Origin of the sequence: Gordonia phthalatica (assembly GCF_001305675.1) — a bacterium.
Classification (GTDB): Bacteria; Actinomycetota; Actinomycetes; order Mycobacteriales; family Mycobacteriaceae; genus Gordonia; species Gordonia phthalatica.
Window position 1 is genome coordinate 432,925 of the sequence record NZ_CP011853.1, and the last position, 18,211, is coordinate 451,135.

The 18,211-nt window shown below is 67.9% G+C and carries 20 protein-coding genes; 12 read left to right on the forward strand and 8 right to left on the reverse strand.

The window, feature by feature from the left end; genetic code table 11:
• The first annotated feature begins 101 nt into the window (after window positions 1-101).
• Window positions 102-431 (forward strand): WhiB family transcriptional regulator, encoded by a 330-nt coding sequence (locus tag ACH46_RS01965; protein ID WP_062391450.1) that lies wholly within the window; start codon window positions 102-104, stop codon window positions 429-431.
• Window positions 432-498: 67 nt separating this feature from the next.
• On the opposite strand, the gene bagB is transcribed toward ACH46_RS01965, so the two are convergent.
• Both bagB and bagA read right to left on the reverse strand, forming a co-directional pair.
• Window positions 499-1,608, reverse strand: a complete 1,110-nt coding sequence (gene bagB, locus ACH46_RS01970; protein ID WP_062391451.1) for an ArsA family ATPase — start codon at window positions 1,606-1,608, stop codon at window positions 499-501.
• A gap of 3 nt (window positions 1,609-1,611) precedes the next feature.
• Window positions 1,612-2,637 (reverse strand): ATPase BagA, encoded by a 1,026-nt coding sequence (gene bagA, locus ACH46_RS01975; protein WP_062391452.1) that lies wholly within the window; start codon window positions 2,635-2,637, stop codon window positions 1,612-1,614.
• Between the two features lie 50 nt (window positions 2,638-2,687).
• Here bagA and ACH46_RS21045 point away from each other — a divergent pair, with 50 nt between their 5' ends.
• From ACH46_RS21045 to ACH46_RS01990, 4 genes are read left to right on the forward strand one after another with little or no spacing between them, the layout of a single operon-like run.
• On the forward strand, window positions 2,688-2,852 hold the full coding sequence (locus tag ACH46_RS21045; protein ID WP_120298683.1) for a DUF4177 domain-containing protein: 165 nt from the start codon (window positions 2,688-2,690) through the stop codon (window positions 2,850-2,852).
• Window positions 2,853-2,856: 4 nt separating this feature from the next.
• On the forward strand, window positions 2,857-3,330 hold the full coding sequence (locus tag ACH46_RS01980; RefSeq protein WP_062391453.1) for a RidA family protein: 474 nt from the start codon (window positions 2,857-2,859) through the stop codon (window positions 3,328-3,330).
• Between the two features lie 4 nt (window positions 3,331-3,334).
• On the forward strand, window positions 3,335-3,943 hold the full coding sequence (locus ACH46_RS01985) for a TetR/AcrR family transcriptional regulator (protein ID WP_062391454.1): 609 nt from the start codon (window positions 3,335-3,337) through the stop codon (window positions 3,941-3,943).
• Window positions 3,944-3,988: 45 nt separating this feature from the next.
• Complete coding sequence (locus ACH46_RS01990; RefSeq protein ID WP_062391455.1) at window positions 3,989-4,828, forward strand: MBL fold metallo-hydrolase; 840 nt, start codon at window positions 3,989-3,991, stop codon at window positions 4,826-4,828.
• 124 nt (window positions 4,829-4,952) lie between these two features.
• Here ACH46_RS01990 and ACH46_RS01995 read toward each other — a convergent pair whose 3' ends face one another.
• Complete coding sequence (locus ACH46_RS01995) at window positions 4,953-5,627, reverse strand: Crp/Fnr family transcriptional regulator (protein WP_006897367.1); 675 nt, start codon at window positions 5,625-5,627, stop codon at window positions 4,953-4,955.
• A gap of 161 nt (window positions 5,628-5,788) precedes the next feature.
• Entirely contained in the window at window positions 5,789-6,046 is a 258-nt protein-coding gene (locus ACH46_RS02000; protein ID WP_062391456.1) for a hypothetical protein, read from the reverse strand.
• A gap of 193 nt (window positions 6,047-6,239) precedes the next feature.
• Between ACH46_RS02000 and nth the strand changes: the two genes are divergently transcribed.
• The 4 genes from nth to ACH46_RS02020 are packed head-to-tail and all read left to right on the forward strand — an operon-like array spanning window position 6,240 to window position 9,653.
• On the forward strand, window positions 6,240-6,926 hold the full coding sequence (nth, locus tag ACH46_RS02005; RefSeq protein ID WP_226995836.1) for an endonuclease III: 687 nt from the start codon (window positions 6,240-6,242) through the stop codon (window positions 6,924-6,926).
• A complete protein-coding gene (locus ACH46_RS02010; RefSeq protein ID WP_062391458.1) occupies window positions 6,923-7,603 on the forward strand; it encodes a TlpA family protein disulfide reductase in 681 nt (226 codons plus the stop codon). The genes nth and ACH46_RS02010 overlap by 4 nt, the downstream gene beginning before the upstream one ends.
• Window positions 7,604-7,635: 32 nt before the next feature.
• Complete coding sequence (locus ACH46_RS02015) at window positions 7,636-8,454, forward strand: NUDIX hydrolase (protein WP_193392932.1); 819 nt, start codon at window positions 7,636-7,638, stop codon at window positions 8,452-8,454.
• Window positions 8,451-9,653 (forward strand): MarP family serine protease, encoded by a 1,203-nt coding sequence (locus tag ACH46_RS02020; protein ID WP_062391460.1) that lies wholly within the window; start codon window positions 8,451-8,453, stop codon window positions 9,651-9,653. The genes ACH46_RS02015 and ACH46_RS02020 overlap by 4 nt, the downstream gene beginning before the upstream one ends.
• A 44-nt stretch (window positions 9,654-9,697) precedes the next feature.
• Here ACH46_RS02020 and ACH46_RS02025 read toward each other — a convergent pair whose 3' ends face one another.
• From ACH46_RS02025 to acs, 3 genes are all read right to left on the reverse strand, one after another.
• Window positions 9,698-10,642 (reverse strand): alpha/beta fold hydrolase, encoded by a 945-nt coding sequence (locus ACH46_RS02025; protein ID WP_062391461.1) that lies wholly within the window; start codon window positions 10,640-10,642, stop codon window positions 9,698-9,700.
• Window positions 10,643-10,655: 13 nt separating this feature from the next.
• A complete protein-coding gene (locus ACH46_RS02030; protein WP_062391462.1) occupies window positions 10,656-11,180 on the reverse strand; it encodes a phage holin family protein in 525 nt (174 codons plus the stop codon).
• A 123-nt stretch (window positions 11,181-11,303) separates the two neighbouring features.
• Window positions 11,304-13,247, reverse strand: coding sequence for an acetate--CoA ligase (gene acs / locus ACH46_RS02035; protein WP_193392933.1), 1,944 nt, complete (start codon window positions 13,245-13,247; stop codon window positions 11,304-11,306).
• Window positions 13,248-13,674: 427 nt separating this feature from the next.
• Between acs and ACH46_RS02040 the strand changes: the two genes are divergently transcribed.
• Window positions 13,675-14,424, forward strand: a complete 750-nt coding sequence (locus tag ACH46_RS02040; protein ID WP_062391464.1) for a Fic family protein — start codon at window positions 13,675-13,677, stop codon at window positions 14,422-14,424.
• Window positions 14,425-14,933: 509 nt separating this feature from the next.
• On the opposite strand, the gene ACH46_RS02045 is transcribed toward ACH46_RS02040, so the two are convergent.
• On the reverse strand, window positions 14,934-15,752 hold the full coding sequence (locus ACH46_RS02045; RefSeq protein WP_062391465.1) for an HAD family hydrolase: 819 nt from the start codon (window positions 15,750-15,752) through the stop codon (window positions 14,934-14,936).
• Between the two features lie 354 nt (window positions 15,753-16,106).
• On the opposite strand from ACH46_RS02045, the gene ACH46_RS02050 reads away from it, so the two are divergent.
• Window positions 16,107-17,051 carry an esterase/lipase family protein gene (locus ACH46_RS02050; protein WP_062391466.1) on the forward strand — a complete coding sequence of 315 codons (945 nt, stop codon included), beginning with the start codon at window positions 16,107-16,109 and terminating at the stop codon, window positions 17,049-17,051.
• Window positions 17,052-17,162: 111 nt separating this feature from the next.
• Window positions 17,163-18,206 (forward strand): septum site-determining protein Ssd, encoded by a 1,044-nt coding sequence (ssd, locus tag ACH46_RS02055; protein WP_062391467.1) that lies wholly within the window; start codon window positions 17,163-17,165, stop codon window positions 18,204-18,206.
• Window positions 18,207-18,211: the final 5 nt, after the last annotated feature.

An 18,211-nucleotide genomic window follows, 5' to 3' on the forward strand; every position in this document is an offset into this window, starting at 1 on the left:
CTAACAAAAGAACTCGATGGTAGGTATGAATCACAGAAAGATCTTATGCATGCACCACACCACGGGCATGTCGATGGGTTTGTGAAAGGCGGGATCGCGTAATGACTCTGGCGCCGTTGTCCACCGTTGACTCAGAAGCTCGACTGGCTTGGGTCTCCCAGGCACGTTGTCGCGGAGGTGACCCGGACGATCTGTTCGTTCGTGGAGCTGCTCAGCGGAAGGCCGCGACCATTTGCAGGCACTGTCCGGTTCAGCTCGAGTGCGGTGCAGACGCGCTCGACAACCGGGTCGAGTTCGGTGTCTGGGGCGGAATGACCGAGCGTCAGCGTCGCGCGCTCCTCCGTCAGCACCCCGAGGTGACGTCGTGGGCGGACTTCTTCGAAGCGCAGCGTCGCCGTCAGCGTCTCGGCGCGGTACGCAAGACCAACTGATGTGACAGCGGGCCCGGCTCATGCCGGGCCCGCTTTTTCGTCGGGGGTGCTCATTCGCCGCGATGCGTCAGCCTCGGCTGACGATCTGCTCGGCGACCGCTCGCAGTGCGTCGGCGTCGGCCACCTCGAAGGGGAGGGCAGGCACACCGACCAGCGGCACGCTGGGGTGCGATGACGTGAACCGTTGCAGCAGATGCACTTCGCGTTTCGCGGTGGCGGCACGCTCCACATGCACCTTGAGGGCGCCGCGCGTCAGGTCGTCGTCGACGGTCGCCAGTGCGGTCTCGGCGGCGGCCGCCGACATGCCGGACAGCGTCGGGTGCGTCCGATTGACGATGAGGCCGCTCAGCGGCATCGAGTCCTTGGACAGTCGTTCGACGAAGAACGAGGCCTCGCGCAGTGCGTCCGGTTCCGGTGCGGCGATGACGACGAACTCGGTTCCCGGCTGCTTCAGCAGTTCGTAGGTGCGGTTGGCGCGCTCCTGGAAACCGCCGAACATGGAGTCGAGCGACTGCACGAAGTTGGCGACGTCGCGCAGGATCTCGCCGCCGATGATGGTCGAGATCCCGCGCATGGCCAGGCTCATCGCACCGGTCACCACGCGTCCGACGCCGCGTCCGCCGCCCACCAGCATCTTCATCAGCCGGCCCGACAGGAACGAGCCGAGCCGCTGCGGAGCGTCGAGGAAGTCGAGCGCGTTCCGTGACGGCGGCGTGTCGACGACGATCAGGTCCCAGCGCTTCTGGTCCAGCAGGCGACTGAGCTTCTCCATCGCCATGTACTCCTGCGTGCCCGAGAACGACGACGCCACCGTCTGATAGAAGCTGTTGTTCATGATCGACTCGGCGCGCTCGGGAGACGACGAATGCTCGATCACCATGTCGTCGAAGGTCCGACGCATGTCGAGCATCATCGCGTCGAGGGTCCCGACACCCGGCTCGCCCGCACGATCGAGGGGGACCGGCTGCGGTTCGTTGGTGAGTTCGCTCATCCCCAACGACTGCGCCAGCCTGCGGGCCGGGTCGATCGTCAGAACGGCCACATTGCGACCGTTCTCGGCGGCGTGCAGGGCCATCGCAGCGGCGGTCGTGGTCTTGCCGACGCCGCCGGAGCCGCAGCAGACCACCACGCGGGTCGCGGGGTCGGCGAGGACGGACCCCATCTTCAGATCGGGCATGCCTTACGCACCAGCCTTCTTCAGGATCGCGGACAGTTCGTACAGTGCGCCCAGGTCGACGCCGTTCTCGACGGTCGGCAGCTCCACCTGCGCGGTGTCGATCTCGTCGAGCTCGGCGCGGGCGATCTGCTGCGCCTGCAGTCGTGAGGCGTAGTCGATGGTCTCGGTCAGCAGGCCGGCGAGGTCGTCGGGCGCCAGGTGGACGCCGACGTCCGCGAGGGCCTTCTCGATGCGCGCCGAGTCGATCTCGCCCTCGGCGATCGAATCCGACTCGGACTCCGGCAGGTACGCGGGATTGGCGCGGTTGATGACGATGGTGCCGATGTGCAGGCCCTTGCCGCGCAGTTCGGCGACCGCCTCGATGGTCTCCTGCACCGGCATCGCCTCCAGCAGGGTGCACAGGTGGACCATGGTGTCCGGCGAGTGCAGCAGGGCCGCGACGCCTTCCGACTGGTTGCGGATGGGGCCGCTCTTGGCGAGGTCGCGCATCGCGGTCGTGACGTCGAGGAAGTTGCCGATCCGGCCGGTGGGCGGGGCGTCGACGACGATCACGTCGTACAGGCGCGCACCCTGCTTGTCGGTCGCGATGACGCGTTCCTTGATCTTGCCGGTCACCAGGACGTCCTTGAGGCCCGGTGCGACGGTCGTGACGAAGTCGATGGCGCCGACCTTCTTGATGGCGCGACCGGCGAACCCGAGGTTGTAGAACATGTCGAGGTACTCCAGCAGCGCGTGCTCGATCTGCAGTGCCAGCGCCCAGACCGTCCCGCCGCCCTCCATCGCGACCAGTTGCGTGTCGGTCGGCGGCAGCGGAGGCACGTCGAAGAGCTGGGCGATCGCCTGGCGCTCCTCGCATTCCACCAGCAGGACCTTCTTGCCTTGGGAGGCGAAGGTGAGCGCCAGTGCCGCCGCCACGGTCGTCTTGCCGGTTCCGCCCTTGCCGGACACGAAATGCAGGCGTGCGTCGCCCGCCTCGGCGGGCCACACCCCGGGGCCGTTCTTCAGAACTTCGTTGACCACGTCGATCACCTTATCCACCGCGTCTACTGCGCCCGAAGATAACCGATAAGGTTGACGTCATGAGTGAAGTCACCGCTTGGGAATACGTCACCGTTCCGCTGCTCACGCACGCGACCAAACAGATCCTCGATCAGTGGGGCGCGGACGGCTGGGAACTGGTGAGCGTTCTGCAGGGACCCACCGGTGAACAGCACGTGGCCTACCTCAAGCGTCCGAAGGCGTGATGTCATGAGCGGACAGTGGTCGCAGCGCCTGGCCGAACTCGGCATCGAACTCCCGGCTGTCGTGCAGCCGGTCGGCAGCTACACGCCGGCCCTGCGCGTCGGCGATCTGGTCTACACCTCCGGACAGATTCCCGTCGCGGGCGGCGAGATCACGGTCACCGGCAAGGTGTCCGACGGCGCCGAGGGCATCGTGGCGCCGGAACGCGCCCAGGAGGCCGCGCGCCTGTGCGCGCTGAACGCGCTGGCCGCCGTGCACGCCGAAGTCGGGATCGACTCGGTGGTCCGCGTGGTCAAGGTGGTCGGCTTCGTCGCCTCGGCTCCCGGCTTCACCGGCCAGTCCGGTGTCATCAACGGCGCCTCCGACTTCCTCGGTGAGGTCTTCGGCGATGCGGGCGTGCACGCCCGGTCGGCCGTCGGCGTCGCCGAACTCCCGCTCGGCGTCCCCGTCGAGGTGGAGATCGTCGTCCAGGTGAACTGACCCGGTGTCGGTCGGCAGCGGTCCGCGGCTGCGGACGTCCGCAGCACCGGAGCAGCAGGAGGCGGAGATCCTCGCTGCTGCTCGACGAGAGTTCTCCGAAGTCGGTGTCCGACGCGCGGGCATGGATTCGGTTGCGCGTGCTGCGGGAGTCTCCCGCAGCACGCTCTATCGCCGATTCCCCAACAAGGACGCGCTGCTCGCCGCGGTCGGCGAGGACATCGCGGCCGACACCATGGAACGACTGGCCCTTGCGGTGCGGGACCTGTCTCCGCACGACGCGGTGGTCGAAGCCTTCGTCGAATGTGCGCGCATGGTGTCCGGCGACCCGTTGATCCGACGGCTGTTCCTCGACGAACCCGACCTCACCGGTGTCCTGGTGAGCCAGGCGTCCCGCGGTGCCGGCGCTTTTCTCGAGGCGTCGAGCTCGGCGATCGCCGCGACGCTCCGGCACACCGGGGCCACCATGCCCGACGACGACCTCGCGCTGGTCTCCGAGCACTTCGTGCGGATCGCGTTGTCGCTGACCCAGATCCAGACCGGCCGGCTCGACGTCGCCGACCTCGACTCGGTCCGCGAGTACGCGGTACGGCTGCTGGCCCCGCTCGTCTCCTGATCCGGGCACACCCGCTCGGCCGACGGCGCTGAGTAGGCTTGGTGAATGGCTCCCGAGAAGACTCCCGACACCGACTCCGCGATGCCCGTCCACCCCGCTTACGGGGTGCTGCGGGAAGTGACCCCGTTCGCGTCGGTGGTGCTCTGCGACAACCCCGGCTCCTTCGAGTTGGACGGCACCAACACCTGGATCCTCCGGGCACCCGGCTCCCCGACGTCGGTGGTCGTCGACCCGGGGCCGGCGAAGCACGGCAAGCACGTCCGCACGGTCGTCGAGCACGCGGGCGAGGTGGAACTGGTGCTGATCAGTCATCGTCACCACGATCACGTCGGTGCGTGCAAGAAGATGCGCAAGCTGACCGGAGCGCCGCAGCGGGCGTTCACCGACACGTACTCGTCCGACGCGCCGCGCTTCCGCGACCGGGAGGTGATCGAGGCCGCGGGCGTCACGATCACCGTCCTGCACACGCCCGGCCACACCGCCGATTCCACCAGTTTCCTCGTGGAATGGGAGGGGCAGCGCGCACTGCTGAGCGGTGACACCATCCTCGGCTTCGGCACCACGGTGCTCGATCCGACCGACGGCACCCTCGCCGACTACTTCAACTCGCTGAACCGGCTGATCGTCGAGGCGTCCGACGCGGCTCTGCTGCCCGCGCACGGTCCCGACCACCCGGAGGTGGGACCGATCGCGCGGTACTACAAGCAGCACCGCGAGGAGCGACTCCAGCAGATCGTCGATGCGCTCGACGACCTCGGCGTGTCGGCGAAGAAGGCGAAGCCGATGAAGGTCGTGAAGTCGGTGTACCGCGACGTCGACAAGAAGCTGTGGCCGGCCGCCAAGATGTCGGTCAAGGCGCAGCTGGAGTACCTGCGTACTCGCTGACCAGGCGAACCCGAGCAGACACGAACGAGGTGCGCTGGAAGTTCCAGCGCACCTCGTTCGTGGTTTCGACTCGCTTCGCGGTTCCTGAGCTCCGTCGAAGGGCGCTCAACCAGCGGGGAGAGAGCTAGCGTGCTCGCCGCGCCAACCGCTCGGAGTCCGCGATGAGGACGCTCTTGCCCTCGAGGCGCAGCCAGCCGCGCTGAGCGAAGTCGGCGAGCGCCTTGTTCACGGTCTCGCGGGAGGCGCCGACCAACTGGGCGATCTCCTCCTGGGTCAGGTCGTGGGTGACGCGCAGCGCGCCGCCCTCCTGCGTACCGAAACGCTGTGCCAGCTGCAGCAGCTGCTTGGCGACACGTCCGGGCACATCGGTGAAGATCAGGTCGGCCAGGTTGTTGTTGGTGCGACGCAGGCGACGGGCCAGGACACGCAGCAACTGCTCGGCGATCTCCGGGCGGTCCTTGATCCACTTGCGCAGCGCATCGCGGTCCATCGTCACGGCACGCACCTCGGTGACCGTGGTGGCCGACGACGTACGGGGTCCGGGGTCGAAGATCGACAGTTCACCGAACATGTCCGACGGGCCCATGATCGTCAGCAGGTTCTCACGGCCGTCCGGCGAACGGCGGCCGAGCTTCACCTTGCCCGACAGGATGATGTAGAGCCGATCGCCCGGTTCGCCCTCGTGGAAGATCACATGGCCGCGTGGAAACTCGACCGGCTGAAGTTCTTTCGCGAGAGCAGCGACGGCAGTGGGCTCAACGCCCTGGAATATCCCTGCCCGTGCTAGTACTTCTTCCACCTAAAGAACCTCTCTCGTTACATTCGCCGCGTCCAGTGACAAAGACTACGTGAAAAATCATAGATGTTGGGTTGGTCACTGTTCACATTAGTGGGCAACTACCGCGCGTCGTACTCGGCGTGTCGCGGTGTGACGGCCCGGAATTGCGTGGAATCAGACGGTCACGAAGCCCGGGTGATGGTGGCGTCGTCGGCCTCCGCGGACGGCCGAGCGGTGCGGCGACTGCGCAGTTCGTCGAGGGCGGAAGGCAATCCGTCCTTGGCGAGGCGACTGACGTCGGTGTCGTCGGCGTCGGCCAGGAACTCTTCGACGTGAGCGCGGCTGACGGACAGTCGATCCAGTGAGTTCTGAACCTTGTCCATGGCGATGGCGAAAAGCATCAGCGCAGCGGGGAAGAGAAGTCCGGCCAGTCCTTGCATATTCAACAGTAAACACCCCGTCAGGTGGCCTCCACCAAACTCAGCGGACGGTCGTCACCGAGTTGTGACCTGCGGATACGCCGCGTCGGGGCCTCGCGGTGGCACGGGTCCTCGACGCCGACGGCTAACCTGGTCTGTTGTGGGACGACGCAAGGAGGAGACCAGGCTGGGCCTGGTCCGACGTGCGCGGCGAATGAACCGATCGCTGCAGGTCGCGTTCCCGCACGTCTACTGCGAATTGGACTTCACGACGCCGCTGGAACTGTCGGTCGCCACGATCCTCTCCGCGCAGTGCACCGACGTGCGTGTGAACCAGGTGACGCCCGCCCTGTTCGCGAGGTATCCCGATGCACGCGCGTACGCCGAGGCCGACCGTGTGGAACTGGAGGAGATGATCCACTCCACCGGGTTCTATCGGAACAAGGCGAACTCGATCATCGGCCTCGGGCAGGCGCTGGTGTCCCAGTACGACGGCGAGGTTCCGCACACCCTGAAGGAACTCGTGAAGCTGCCCGGGTTCGGCCGCAAGACCGCGAACGTGGTGCTGGGCAACGCTTTCGGCGTTCCCGGAATCACCGTCGACACGCACTTCGGTCGCCTGGTCCGACGGTGGGGCTGGACCGAGGAGACCGATCCGGTCAAGGTGGAGCGGGAGATCGGTGAACTGTTCGAGAAGCGTGACTGGACCGACCTGTCGCACCGCATCATCTTCCACGGCCGCCGCGTGTGCCATGCCCGCAAACCCGCGTGCGGCGTGTGCGTCCTGGCCAAGGACTGCCCGTCGTACGGGGAGGGGCCGACCGACAAGGGGCAGGCCGCGGCTCTGGTCAAGGGACCGGAGACCGAGCACCTGCTCCGTATCGCTGGAGTCACCGAGTGAAGTTCTTGAAGGAGCCCGCGGCTCGCGCGACCATCGTGTTCGTCGTCATCGCGCTCGCGTTCATCGTGGCGCTGTGGCCGCGGGACAAGCCGTCCGACGAGGCGCCGACGTCGGCCACCGCCACCCCGAGCGCCACCGTCCCGCAGGTGAGCGACGACGAGATGTCCCGGCTCCGCACCGACGCGGCGCTGCGCCCGTGCCCGGCGGGAACCGCTGCGCCCGGCCCCGACGCGGTCCTCGCCGGCGTCACGGCGCCGTGCATGCAGTCCGGCGCTCCGGTAAACCTCGGGGTCGCGACCGCGGGCAAGCCGCTCGTCATCAACATGTGGGCGGTCTGGTGCCTGCCGTGCCGCAAGGAGATGCCGATCTTCGACCAGTTCTCCCAGCAGGCGGGTGATCGTCTCAACGTTCTCGCCGTCCACGCCAGGGAGGGCGGCGACAACCAGGTCTTCGTCCTCAAGTTCCTCGAGGAGGTCGGGGTGCACGTTCCCGTCGTCACCGACCCGGAGGGGACGATCGCGAAGGCGCTCGGCGCGCCGCGCGTGTTCCCGTCGACGATCCTCGTGCGCGCCGACGGCACCGTCGCGAAGGTGCTTCCACAGCTGTTCACTTCGCAGCAGCAGCTGGCCGCAGCGGTTCGCGAGAACCTCGGCGTCGACGTGCCGGTCGCGGGATGAGTGAGGACCGTGATCGATGAATGGGGACCGCGATGAGTAAGGACAGGGACATCCGGATCGGTGCGCTGGTGTCCCGCGAGGAGATCCCACCGTGGCTGCGTGCGGTCACCGACGACCCGTACATCGTGAACGAGAAGGTCTTGAACCGGGGCGGCGGACGCGCCCGGCTCGCGGCGGCCTTCCAGGCGCAGCGCCGCGCGGCGGTGCTGGTCCTGATGTCCGGGTCCTTCGATCCTGACCCGACGTCGCCCGGCGGGCTGCCGCTCGACGCGGACGTCCTCCTCACCGAACGCGCGGCCACACTCCGGACGCACAGCGGGCAGGTCGCCTTCCCCGGCGGAAGCCGGGACCCGGGCGACGACTACCCGGTCGGCACCGCGATGCGCGAGGCCAACGAGGAGACCGGGCTCGTCGACGACGGTGTCACCGTGCTCGCCAACCTTCCGGGCTTCCCCGTGCCGACCGGTTTCGAAGTGCATCCGGTGCTCGCGCACTGGGCGCACCCGACGCACGTCTACGCCGTCGATCAGGGTGAGACGGCTCGCGTGAGCCGCGCCAACCTTCGGGAACTCCTGGCCCCGGAGAACCGTTTCCAGGTCAGTCGATCGGTCGCCGGCGTCCGCGTCTACAAGGGGCCCGCCTTCATGCACGAGGGCATGCTGGTGTGGGGCTTCACCGGCGGGCTGATCGCCGCGATCAGCGAGGCCGCCGGGTGGGACGTCCCGTGGGACACCGACGACGTGCGTCCGCTGGAGCAGATGATCGCCGAGACCGGCGGCCGTCAAGTGTCCGGATTCGTGGACCCGCCGCCCGGCGGAGTCCCCGCCGCCGACCCGAACGGAGATCGATGAGCGGATCGTTGTGGGTCGACCTGGTGATCCTCGGGGTGGCGCTGCTCGCAGGCCTGAGCGGCTACCGCCAGGGGGCCGCGGCGTCGGCCCTCGCCTTCTTCGGCGTCGTCCTGGGTGCCGTCGCCGGCATCCTGCTGGCGCCGATCATCATCCAACGCTTCGACGACCAGCGGCTGCGGCTGCTGGTCGGGATCATGCTCATCGTCCTGCTGGTCGTGATCGGTGAGATCGCAGGCATGGTGCTCGGTCGCGCGGCCCGCAGCAGCATCCACTCGCCGGGACTGCGGCGCGTCGACAGCTGGGTGGGATCACTCCTGCAGGTGGTGGCGATCATCATCGCCGCCTGGCTGCTGGCGTTCCCGCTCCGCAGCTCCGAGCAGCTGAAGATCGCGTCGGCGATCGACGACTCGACGGTCATCCAGACCGTCGACCGGGTGGCGCCGCAATGGGTGCGCAACATCCCCAACGAGTTCACCGAGCTCGTCGAGAGCTCCGGCCTCAAGGAGGTCATCGGGCCGTTCGGGGAGACCCGCGTCGCGACCGTCGACGTCCCCGATCCCAGCCTGGTCGATCAGCCGGGTGTGCGATCGGCACGGCCCAGCGTCATCAAGATCACCGGCGTCGCGCACATGTGCAGCCAAGCCCTGGAGGGCAGCGGCTTCGTCGTCTCCCCGGAACGCGTCATGACCAACGCGCACGTGGTCGCGGGCACCGACACGGTCAGCGTCCACACCGTCGGCGGTCGTACCCTCCCCGCCACCGTCGTCTGGTTCAATCCGCGCAACGACGTCGCCGTCCTCGATGTGCCCGGGCTGCGGGCACCGGCTCTCAAGTTCGCCGCCGACCAGGCCTCGACGGGCGACGATGCGATCGCCCTCGGCTACCCGGAGAACGGCCCGTTCACGGTGACCCCGCTGCGGGTGCGGAACATCGTGAACCTGAACGGCCAGGACATCTTCGACAGCCCGCGGAAGGTGGAGCGCGAGGTCTACACGGTCCGCGGCAGCATCCGGTCCGGCAACTCGGGCGGACCGATGATCGCGCCGAACGGCGATGTCCTGGGGGTGATCTTCGGTGCCGCCGAGGACCCGACCGACGACACCGGCTTCGTCCTCACCGCGCAGCAGGTGCAGAAGGACCTCGTCGCGTCGGAGAAGAACAACGCCGAGGTCAGCACCCAGCAGTGCGTGCGTTCCTGACGACCGCGGCCGGCGTCGTCAGGACAGTGGGGCCGGACCGGGGGTCAGGGACGCTCGAGGAGTTCCAGCAGCAGCGCGTTGACCTCCGCGGGCACCTCCTGGTGCGCGAAGTGGCCTGCGCCCGACAGGATCCGGTAGTCCATGTTCGACGCCCATCGGCGGCTGCCCGCCATCAGCGAGTCGAGGATGTACTCGTCGTCGCGGCCACGGACTGCGAGGATGGGGATCCGCAGCTGCTTGTTCATCAAGTCCATGAAGCGCCAGCCGTCGGTGCGGAACTGTGAGCGGAACGCCCACCGGCGGTACTCGAGGCTGCAGTGCGCCACCCCGGGGATCTGGATCGCCATGCGGTTGCGAGTGACGGCCTCGGCGAAGTCGTCGGTCTCCTTCCACGCCGCCCCCGACCGCTCCCGGAAGTACTGCTCGACGAAGGCGCCGTTGCCGCGGGTCAGGCGTCGCTCGCCCAGCCGGGGGAGCTGGTTGTGCAGGAACGGGGCGAGGAACGCGGACCGCTCCTCCGCATTGCGGAGCACGCCGTGCTTCAGCGCGCGCGGATGCGGCGACGCCAGGACGGCGACGCGGTTCACGACGGCCGGGTGCAGGGTGGCCGTCGCCCAGCAGACGAGGCCGCCGTCGGCGTGGCCGACCAGGGCCGCCGTCGAATGGCCGAGCGACCGGATGAGGGCGTGGGTGTCGCCGGCAAGAGTCCAGCCGTCGTACCCGCGTGGCGGCTTGTCGGAGTCTCCGTAGCCGCGCAGGTCGACGGCGACGGCGCGGTACCCGGCGTCGGTCAGTGCTTCGAGCTGGTGGCGCCACGACCACCAGAACTCGCCGAACCCGTGCAGCAGGAGGACCAGCGGTCGGTCGGCGACGAACCGCTGGGTCTCCACCGCGTGGAAGCGCAGACCGTTCGCGCGGACGTCGAAGTGCCGCCAGGGTCCGTCGAAGCGGACGAGTGTCGGGTCGGGGGGAGGAGTGGCAGTGGTCAACCGAGGAGGACGATCAGCTGCGCATGGGATCGTGGGCAGGCGGGATCTGCGGATGCGCCATGCCGCCCGTGGAATCGCCGCGGCCCGGGATCACCGACGACAGTTCGTTGACCGATTCGATGGTCTTCTCGGGTGCCCGCAGCTTCTTGAGGAACAGATAGCCTGCCAGGATCAAGCCGATCGCGACGATCAGGAGAACCAGGAAGACGATGCCGAACGCGGCCCACTCCGGCAGCCAGATCGCCAGCAGGAAGCCGAGGAAGACGAAGAAGAACAGGCTCGCGTAGAGGAGCAGGACGGCGGCGACGATGATCAGGCCGCTGCCCATGCCCGCCTTCTTGGCCTCGCGGACCAGTTCGGCCTTGGCGAGGGCGATCTCGGCGCGGAACAGGGTGGAGGCGCTCGCCGTCGCATCCTTGACGAGGTTGCCGATGGTCGGCTCCCCGTTCGGGCCCAGGTTCGCGTCCGACAGCGGAATCGACGGAACGCGAGGCTGGTTGCTCGGTTCACTCGGCCAGGTGTCGGAATTTCCGCTCACGAGTACTCCCTTGATGTTCGGTGGTCGGTCTCATGTTGCCACGTCGACCCGTACGACGAAACGACACCGCCGACCCCGCGTCGTGCGCGTCGGGTCGGCGGTGTCGTCACGGGTGCCGGAGGATCAGCTCTGGCGTGCTCGGATGGCCTCGAAGACGGACGGGTCGACCAGCGTCGAGGTGTCGCCCAGTTCGCGGCCTTCGGCGACGTCCTTGAGGAGACGGCGCATGATCTTGCCGGAGCGGGTCTTCGGCAGTTCGGGGACGATGTTGATCTCGCGGGGCTTCGCGATCGGCGAGATGTCGGTGGCCACCTGGTTGCGGAGCTCGGCGATCAGCGCGTCGCCCGAGTTCTCGGTGCCCTCCATCAGGATCACGAACGCGACGATGCCCTGGCCGGTGGTCTCATCGGCGGCGCCGATGACGGCGGCCTCGGCGACGGCCGAGTGCGAGACCAGGGCCGACTCCACCTCGGAGGTGGAGATGCGGTGGCCGGACACGTTCATCACGTCGTCCACGCGGCCCAGCACCCAGAGGGCGTGGTCCTCGTCGTAGCGGGCGCCGTCGCCCGCGAAGTACCAGCCCTGCTCGGCGAAGCGTGACCAGTAGGTCTCCTTGAAGCGGGCGTCGTCGCCCCAGATGCCGCGCAGCATGCCCGGCCACGGCTTGTCGAGGACCAGGTAGCCCTGCTCGCCGTCGGCCACCGCGTTGCCGTTGTCGTCGACGACGTTGGCGCTGATGCCGGGGAGCGGACGCATGGCCGAGCCGGGCTTGGTCTCGGTGACGCCCGGAAGCGGCGAGATCATGATGCCGCCGGTCTCGGTCTGCCACCAGGTGTCGACGATCGGGCAGCGGCCGCCGCCGATGACCTCGTTGTACCAGCGCCACGCCTCGGGGTTGATCGGCTCGCCGACGCTGCCGAGCAGACGCAGCGAGGAGAGGTCGTGCGCGTCGGGGATCTCGCGGCCCCACTTCATGAAGGTGCGGATCAGGGTCGGTGCGATGTAGTACGTGGTGACGCCGTACTTCTCGATGACCTCGAAGTGGCGGTGCTCGTTCGGCGTGTTCGGGGTGCCCTCGTAGATGATCTCGGTGGCGCCGTTCGAGAGCGGACCGTAGACGAGGTAGGTGTGGCCGGTGACCCAGCCGATGTCGGCGCCGCACCAGAAGACGTCGCGGCCTTCCTTGTGGTCGAAGACGTTGTGGAAGGTGTAGCTGGCCTGCGTCAGGTAGCCGCCCGACGAGTGGACGATGCCCTTCGGCTTCCCGGTGGTGCCGGACGTGTATAGCAGGAACAGCGGGTGCTCGGCGTCGAAGGACTCCGGCTCGTGGTTCGGCGAGGCCTCGCCGACGGTGTCGTCCCACCAGACGTCGCGGCCCTCGACCCAGTTCAGGTTCGGGTCGTGGTTGGTGCGGCGGACGACGAGGACCTTCTCGATCGACGGTGCGGCGTCGGCGCCGGTGCCGACGGCCTCGTCGACGGCCTCCTTCAGCGGAGCGGGCTTGCCTCGGCGGTACTGGCCGTCGGTGGTGATGACCATCTTGGCTTCGGCGTCGTCGATGCGCGAGCGGAGCGCCGCCGAGGAGAAGCCGGCGAAGACCACCGAGTGGGTCAGGCCGAGGCGGGCGCAGGCGAGCATCGAGATGATGGCTTCGGGGACCATCGGCATGTAGATGGCGACGCGGTCACCGGTCTGCAGGCCGATCGAGGCGAAGTAGTTCGCGGCCTGCGAGACCTCGTCCTTGAGCTGGCTGTAGGTGATGTCGCGGGAGTCGCCCGGCTCGCCGACCCAGTGGATGGCGACGCGGTCGCCCTTGCCTGCGGCCACGTGGCGGTCGACGCAGTTGTAGGCGACGTTCAGCTTGCCGCCGATGAACCACTTGAAGAAGGGGGCGTCCGACGAGTCGAGGACGTCGCCGAACGGGGTCTCCCAGTCGAGGCGGCGGGCCTGCTCGGCCCAGAACTCCAACGGATCGGCCTCGGCGCGGTCGTACATTTCTTTCGTCGCGTTCGCGTCGGCGACGAACTCCGGTGACGGCGGGTAGACCTTGCTTGCGCTCGAGGACATCGTGGTTGTGCCTTTCCCTAGATCATTCATCTATCGAGTTCATTCATCTGGCGATCTCGTGACGAGACCGGGCGCGGTTCGGCAGGAACCTTCTGATGTGAAGGTAGTCACGTCACCATCGCAGTGTGACGGCGCATCGGTTGCATGCGGGTTGCGCGCGATGAACGGTCGGTGGTCCGCGATCGGCGGCAGGGTTCGGGCCGACGACGATGCAGACTACTGCCGATCGGCGGCTGGTACGGGGCTTTCGCCCAGGCCGTGTCGGATGAGTCCCTTTGCCTGTCTCGGCGGCCCGATGGACGCCTGGCTGCGTTGTCGTCGGTCGACATAGCTACCGCTATGCCTCCCTCCTCCGCCTTGCCAGCCGTCCATCGGATCCACCGATCCAAGGCAGTGGACTCATCCAACACGGCCTACTCTGGATCGGGTGAGTGAAGATCCGCTGGCACCCCTGCTCGACCTCCCCGGCGTCCGCGAGGCCTCCGACCGCGCACGGGATGCGGTGAGCGCCGCCCACCGGCACCCGATCAACATGCGGCAGTGGGACAAGACCTCGCGGGAGGCGTCGTGGCGGGCCGGTCGCCTGTCTGCGGCCATCGACGGCGCCACCACCGACATCTCTCGCGATGACCTCGGCGATCCGGTCGCCGCCGGCGCGATCCGCGTCGCGCAGACCCTCGACGGCGAGCTCATCGATTCGGCGGTCGCGGTGTTCCGCCGCGCACCGCTGCAGTATCTCGCGCGGCTGCACATGCTGGCGGCGTCCGATCTGGTGGAGGACCGTGACGCACTCGGCCGACCACGACCCGAACCGCACATCGCGCAGCGTCTGCAGTTCCTCGGCGAGCTCGTCACCGGAGCGACGTCGGTTCCCGCGCCGGTGCTGGCCGCGGTGGTGCACGGAGACATCCTGGTGCTGGAGCCCTTCGACCAGGCGAACGGTGTCGTCGCGCGCGCCGCGTCACGACTGGTCTCGGCGACCACCGGACTTGATCCGCACCTGCTCTGCGTTCCCGAGATCGCCTGGTACAAGCGGGTGGGGGAGTACCGCGAACTGTCGACCGCCTTCGCGTCCGGTGATCCGGAGGCTCTCGCCGCGTGGATCATCTTCTGCTGCGACGGCTTCGTGAAGGGCGCGGAGGAGGCGAAGTCGATCGCCGACGCGGCCCGCGGCTGAACTCTCGGCGACTCGGCCGCTGGTCGAGCCGACCTTGGGCGCTGCTTTCGCTGGTTGAGCCGATCCGGAGCGAAGCGGAGGGACGTGTCGAAACCCCGCACACGGGCTGGAACGACGGACGCACGCCGACCCCTGGGCACACATATATGCGGGCGGCCTCCCTGCCGGAATTCCGGTGTGGGTTGCCGCCCGCAAGCACGGACGTAAACGACCAATGCGTGCATATGTGGGTTGTGTGATCGCCTAGGCGAGGGAAAGCGGACATCTGCCCGTTGCTCGAAGGTTGATCGAAGACCAACGCGAGGAACGAATAATGTCCCCAATATCGCAAGCGCACAACGCTTCTGCCAATGCGGCGCGCTCCGCGTGGGATGCTTACCGCCCGTGCTGGGAACTTGCCGATCCGGGGGCTTCTGCCTTCTCTTCCGGTAGAAGCTTTGCCGTCCGGGGTTCCGTAACTCATTTCTACACGGTGACCGTCGTCACATCAAGCCCTTTCCGGAAAATCTTTAAGCGGCCTCTGACCTGGGCATTCGCCCGTGGCGCATCGAGTAGATGATCGCCAGCGCAGCGGCTGCGCCGATCCCTGTGGCACACAACGCAGTACGGGTCAGTACGGGCTTCGACGCCCAGGCCGGCGGGGGCATCGGATTGGGGAAATCGAAGATCTCCCAGCCGTTTTCGGCTGCGTGATGGCGCAGGGCCTTGTCCGGGTTGACCACCGCGGGATGTCCGACCGCGGTGAGCATGGGCAGGTCGGTGCTGGAGTCGGAGTAGGCGAAGCAGTCGTCGAGTCGGTAGCCGTGTTCGTCGGCGAGCGCGCGCATCGCCACGGCCTTGTCCTCCCCGTAGCAATAGAAGTCGAGCTCGCCGGAGTAATGGCCGTCCTCGATCCGCATGATGCTGGCGCGTACGTAGTCGGCGCCGAGCAGCTCGCCGATCGGCTCCACCATCTCGATGCCCGACGCGGAGATCAGCACCACGTCGTGGTCGGCGGCCTGGTGTCGGGCGATCAGTTCGGCGGCCTCGGTGAAGATCGTCGGCCGGACCACCTCGTCGAGGGTCTCGGAGACGATCTCGCGGACTTGCGCTGCATCCCATCCGCGGCACATGTCGGTGACGTGCTTGCGCAGCCGCTCCACCTGGTCGGCCTCCGCCGAGGTCAACAGGAACTGCAACTGGGCGATGGCGGATTTGAGCATGGCGCGTCTGGTCAGCAGGCCGCCCTCGAAGAACGGGCGGGTGAACGCCAGGGCGCTCGACCGTGCGATGACGGTCTTGTCGAGGTCGAAGAAGGCTGCGATTCGGGGCGATGACGTCGAGGTCACAGCGCAAATCCTACGACGGCCATAAGAATTGTGGGAGAGTGTGACGGACCGAACAGGAGCGTCCAGATAGTTGGTATTGCAATGTTCGCGTCGACGCGTGTAGCTTGTAGATATCCGGTTCACACCGGTAGCTTTCAGCCCGACCCCCCGGGGCTGAAACGCTGATGACCCCGGCCTCCTCCCCCCTGGCCGGGGTCGTCCCTATTTCTGAGCCTTTTCGCCGCGGCATCGCAGGCGATTCGAGACGTAATTTTCCAATTGTCTCACCCTTGGCTGTTTCGCGTCGTAGATTCGTACGATCCGACGACACGCACGTGCGCGTCGTCTCCGTGCGACCTCCAGGGGACCTCTGACATGAAGCACATCGGACGTCTGATCGTCACTCTCTGCGCGGTCCTGCTGGGGGTGCTGACCGTTGTCGCACCCGCGCAGGCCGATCCGAAACTACCGGAGAACTACAACTTCTTCGGCGGCATCCCGTACGAGCTCCAGCATCCCGGCGGCTCCCTGCCGGGCTCCAACGACTTCTCGTGCAAGCCGACCGCGGAGCATCCGCGACCGGTGGTCCTGGTGCACGGAACGGGTGGCGCCAAGACCACCAATTGGGGCTCCTATGTGCCGATGTTGAAGAACCGCGGCTACTGCGTCTTCGCCCTCACCTACGGGGCGCTTCCCGGGCTGCCGTGGCCGTTCACCGCTGTCGGCGGCATGGACCGGATTCAGGTCAGTGCGGCCCAGCTCGCGAAGTTCGTCAAGCGGGTCCGCGCGGCGACCGGCGCGAAGACGGTCGACCTGATCGGTCACTCCCAGGGCACGTACATGCCCACGTACTACCTGAAGTATCTCGGCGGGGCGGACAAGGTCACCAACTACATCTCGCTCGCGCCGCTGTGGAAGGGCACCGGGTCGCTGACCCCGCAGATGAGCGAACTCGGTCGGCTCCTCGGCGACGTTCCCATGCCCATGTGCATCGGCTGCGGCGGCATGCTGCCGGGGTCCAGCATGAACAAGAAGATCTGGCGCGGCGGCAGCCCGTACGTCAAGGGTGTGAAGTACACGAACATCATGACGCGGTACGACGAGGCCGTGGTGCCCTACACGGCGGGATACGTGCGAGCGCGCAAGGGCGAGCAGGTGAAGAACATCGTCGTGCAGGACACCTGCTCGCAGGACTACAGCGACCACATGGCGATCGCCGGCTCCCGTCGCGCCGCGTACTTCGCGCTGAACGCACTCGACCCGGCCCATCCGGTGACGGTGCCGTGCGAGTTCGTGCCGCCGTTCACCGGGCAGTCGTAGGGGACCGCCGCCCCTCGTCGAGACCACGGGCCGCGGGCCTGTGGATAGAACTGCCGGAGCCTGTGGATGACACACTTCACGGATCGGCGGCGATGACGCACCCTCGGTGGCATGAGCGATGTGCTGCTGGTTCTGGCGGGTGACGAGTTCCACGACGACCTCGCGCGGTGCAGCGCGGCCGCCGGCTACACGATGGTGGTGGGCGACGCCGCGCGGTGCCGCCATCAGTGGCTGCGGGCCGCCGCGGTGGTGGCCGACGCGGCGGCGCTGCACGTGCTGCGCGATCTCGGCCTCCCGCGTCGGACCGGACTCTTCGCCGTCGCACCACCCGGCGACGACGGCGTGCCGTGGCGGGCTGGGCTGGTGCTCGGCGCCGACGGTGGCTTCGTCCTCCCCGATGAGGAGGGCGCTCTGGTCGCCGCGCTCACCCGGGTGCGTGAGCCGCGACGGCATCCGGCAGGTGCGCTCGCCGTCATCGGCGGGCACGGAGGCGCCGGTGCCAGCACCCTGGCCGCCGCCGTCGCGCTGGTGGCTGCGCGGTCGTCGCCCACCCTGCTGATGGACGTCGACCAGGCCGGAGCGGGTGCGGATCTCCTGCTGGGGGTGGAGGCCGAGTCCGGCCTGCGCTGGCCCGACGTCAACGGTGAGACCGGTGCCATCGGCGGTGCCGCACTGCGTGCGGCCGTGCCGCGGACCCGCGGGGTCGGGGTGCTGTGCGGTGCCCGCGGTGATCCGTCGCCGCTGCGACCGGAGACCGTGTTGGCCGTCCTCGACGCGAGCCGCGGTGCGGGCGACGTCGTGATCGCGGACGTCGGCAGGGAACCCGGGCCGGTGGCGGCCGGAATCGTCGACTCGGTGGATCTGATCGTGGTGGTGACGACCGCGACCGTGCCCGCGGTGGCGGCGACGCGCCGGACCGTCGCCCGGATGCTGGACGGCCGGGAGCCGGTCCTGCTGGTCCGCGGACCGTCACCGAGCGGCCTGCGGGGGAGGCAGGTCGCCGACGCCGTCGGGCTGCCGTTGCTCGGGCAGTATCGGCCCGAGGGCGGTCTCGCAGCGCGTTGCGAATCGGGTGGCCTCACGGTGCGACGGTTCTCGCCGCTCACCCGGATCGCCGAGACCGTCTGCGCGCGCGTTGGAAGTGGTGCGCGATGACCGGC

Bases quoted from the DNA above. Each gene is read 5' to 3' on its own strand.
- ACH46_RS02020 (WP_062391460.1), top strand. From the start codon at position 8,451: ATGAGCGGATCGTTGTGGGTCGACCTGGTGATCCTCGGGGTGGCGCTG.
- ACH46_RS01980 (WP_062391453.1), top strand. From the start codon at position 2,857: ATGAGCGGACAGTGGTCGCAGCGCCTGGCCGAACTCGGCATCGAACTC.
- nth (WP_226995836.1), top strand. From the start codon at position 6,240: ATGAACCGATCGCTGCAGGTCGCGTTCCCGCACGTCTACTGCGAATTG.
- bagB (WP_062391451.1), bottom strand. From the start codon at position 1,608: ATGCCCGATCTGAAGATGGGGTCCGTCCTCGCCGACCCCGCGACCCGC.
- ssd (WP_062391467.1), top strand. From the start codon at position 17,163: ATGAGCGATGTGCTGCTGGTTCTGGCGGGTGACGAGTTCCACGACGAC.
- ACH46_RS02015 (WP_193392932.1), top strand. From the start codon at position 7,636: ATGAGTAAGGACAGGGACATCCGGATCGGTGCGCTGGTGTCCCGCGAG.
- ACH46_RS02050 (WP_062391466.1), top strand. From the start codon at position 16,107: ATGAAGCACATCGGACGTCTGATCGTCACTCTCTGCGCGGTCCTGCTG.
- ACH46_RS01965 (WP_062391450.1), top strand. From the start codon at position 102: ATGACTCTGGCGCCGTTGTCCACCGTTGACTCAGAAGCTCGACTGGCT.
- ACH46_RS01990 (WP_062391455.1), top strand. From the start codon at position 3,989: ATGGCTCCCGAGAAGACTCCCGACACCGACTCCGCGATGCCCGTCCAC.
- ACH46_RS21045 (WP_120298683.1), top strand. From the start codon at position 2,688: ATGAGTGAAGTCACCGCTTGGGAATACGTCACCGTTCCGCTGCTCACG.
- ACH46_RS02000 (WP_062391456.1), bottom strand. From the start codon at position 6,046: ATGCAAGGACTGGCCGGACTTCTCTTCCCCGCTGCGCTGATGCTTTTC.
- acs (WP_193392933.1), bottom strand. From the start codon at position 13,247: ATGTCCTCGAGCGCAAGCAAGGTCTACCCGCCGTCACCGGAGTTCGTC.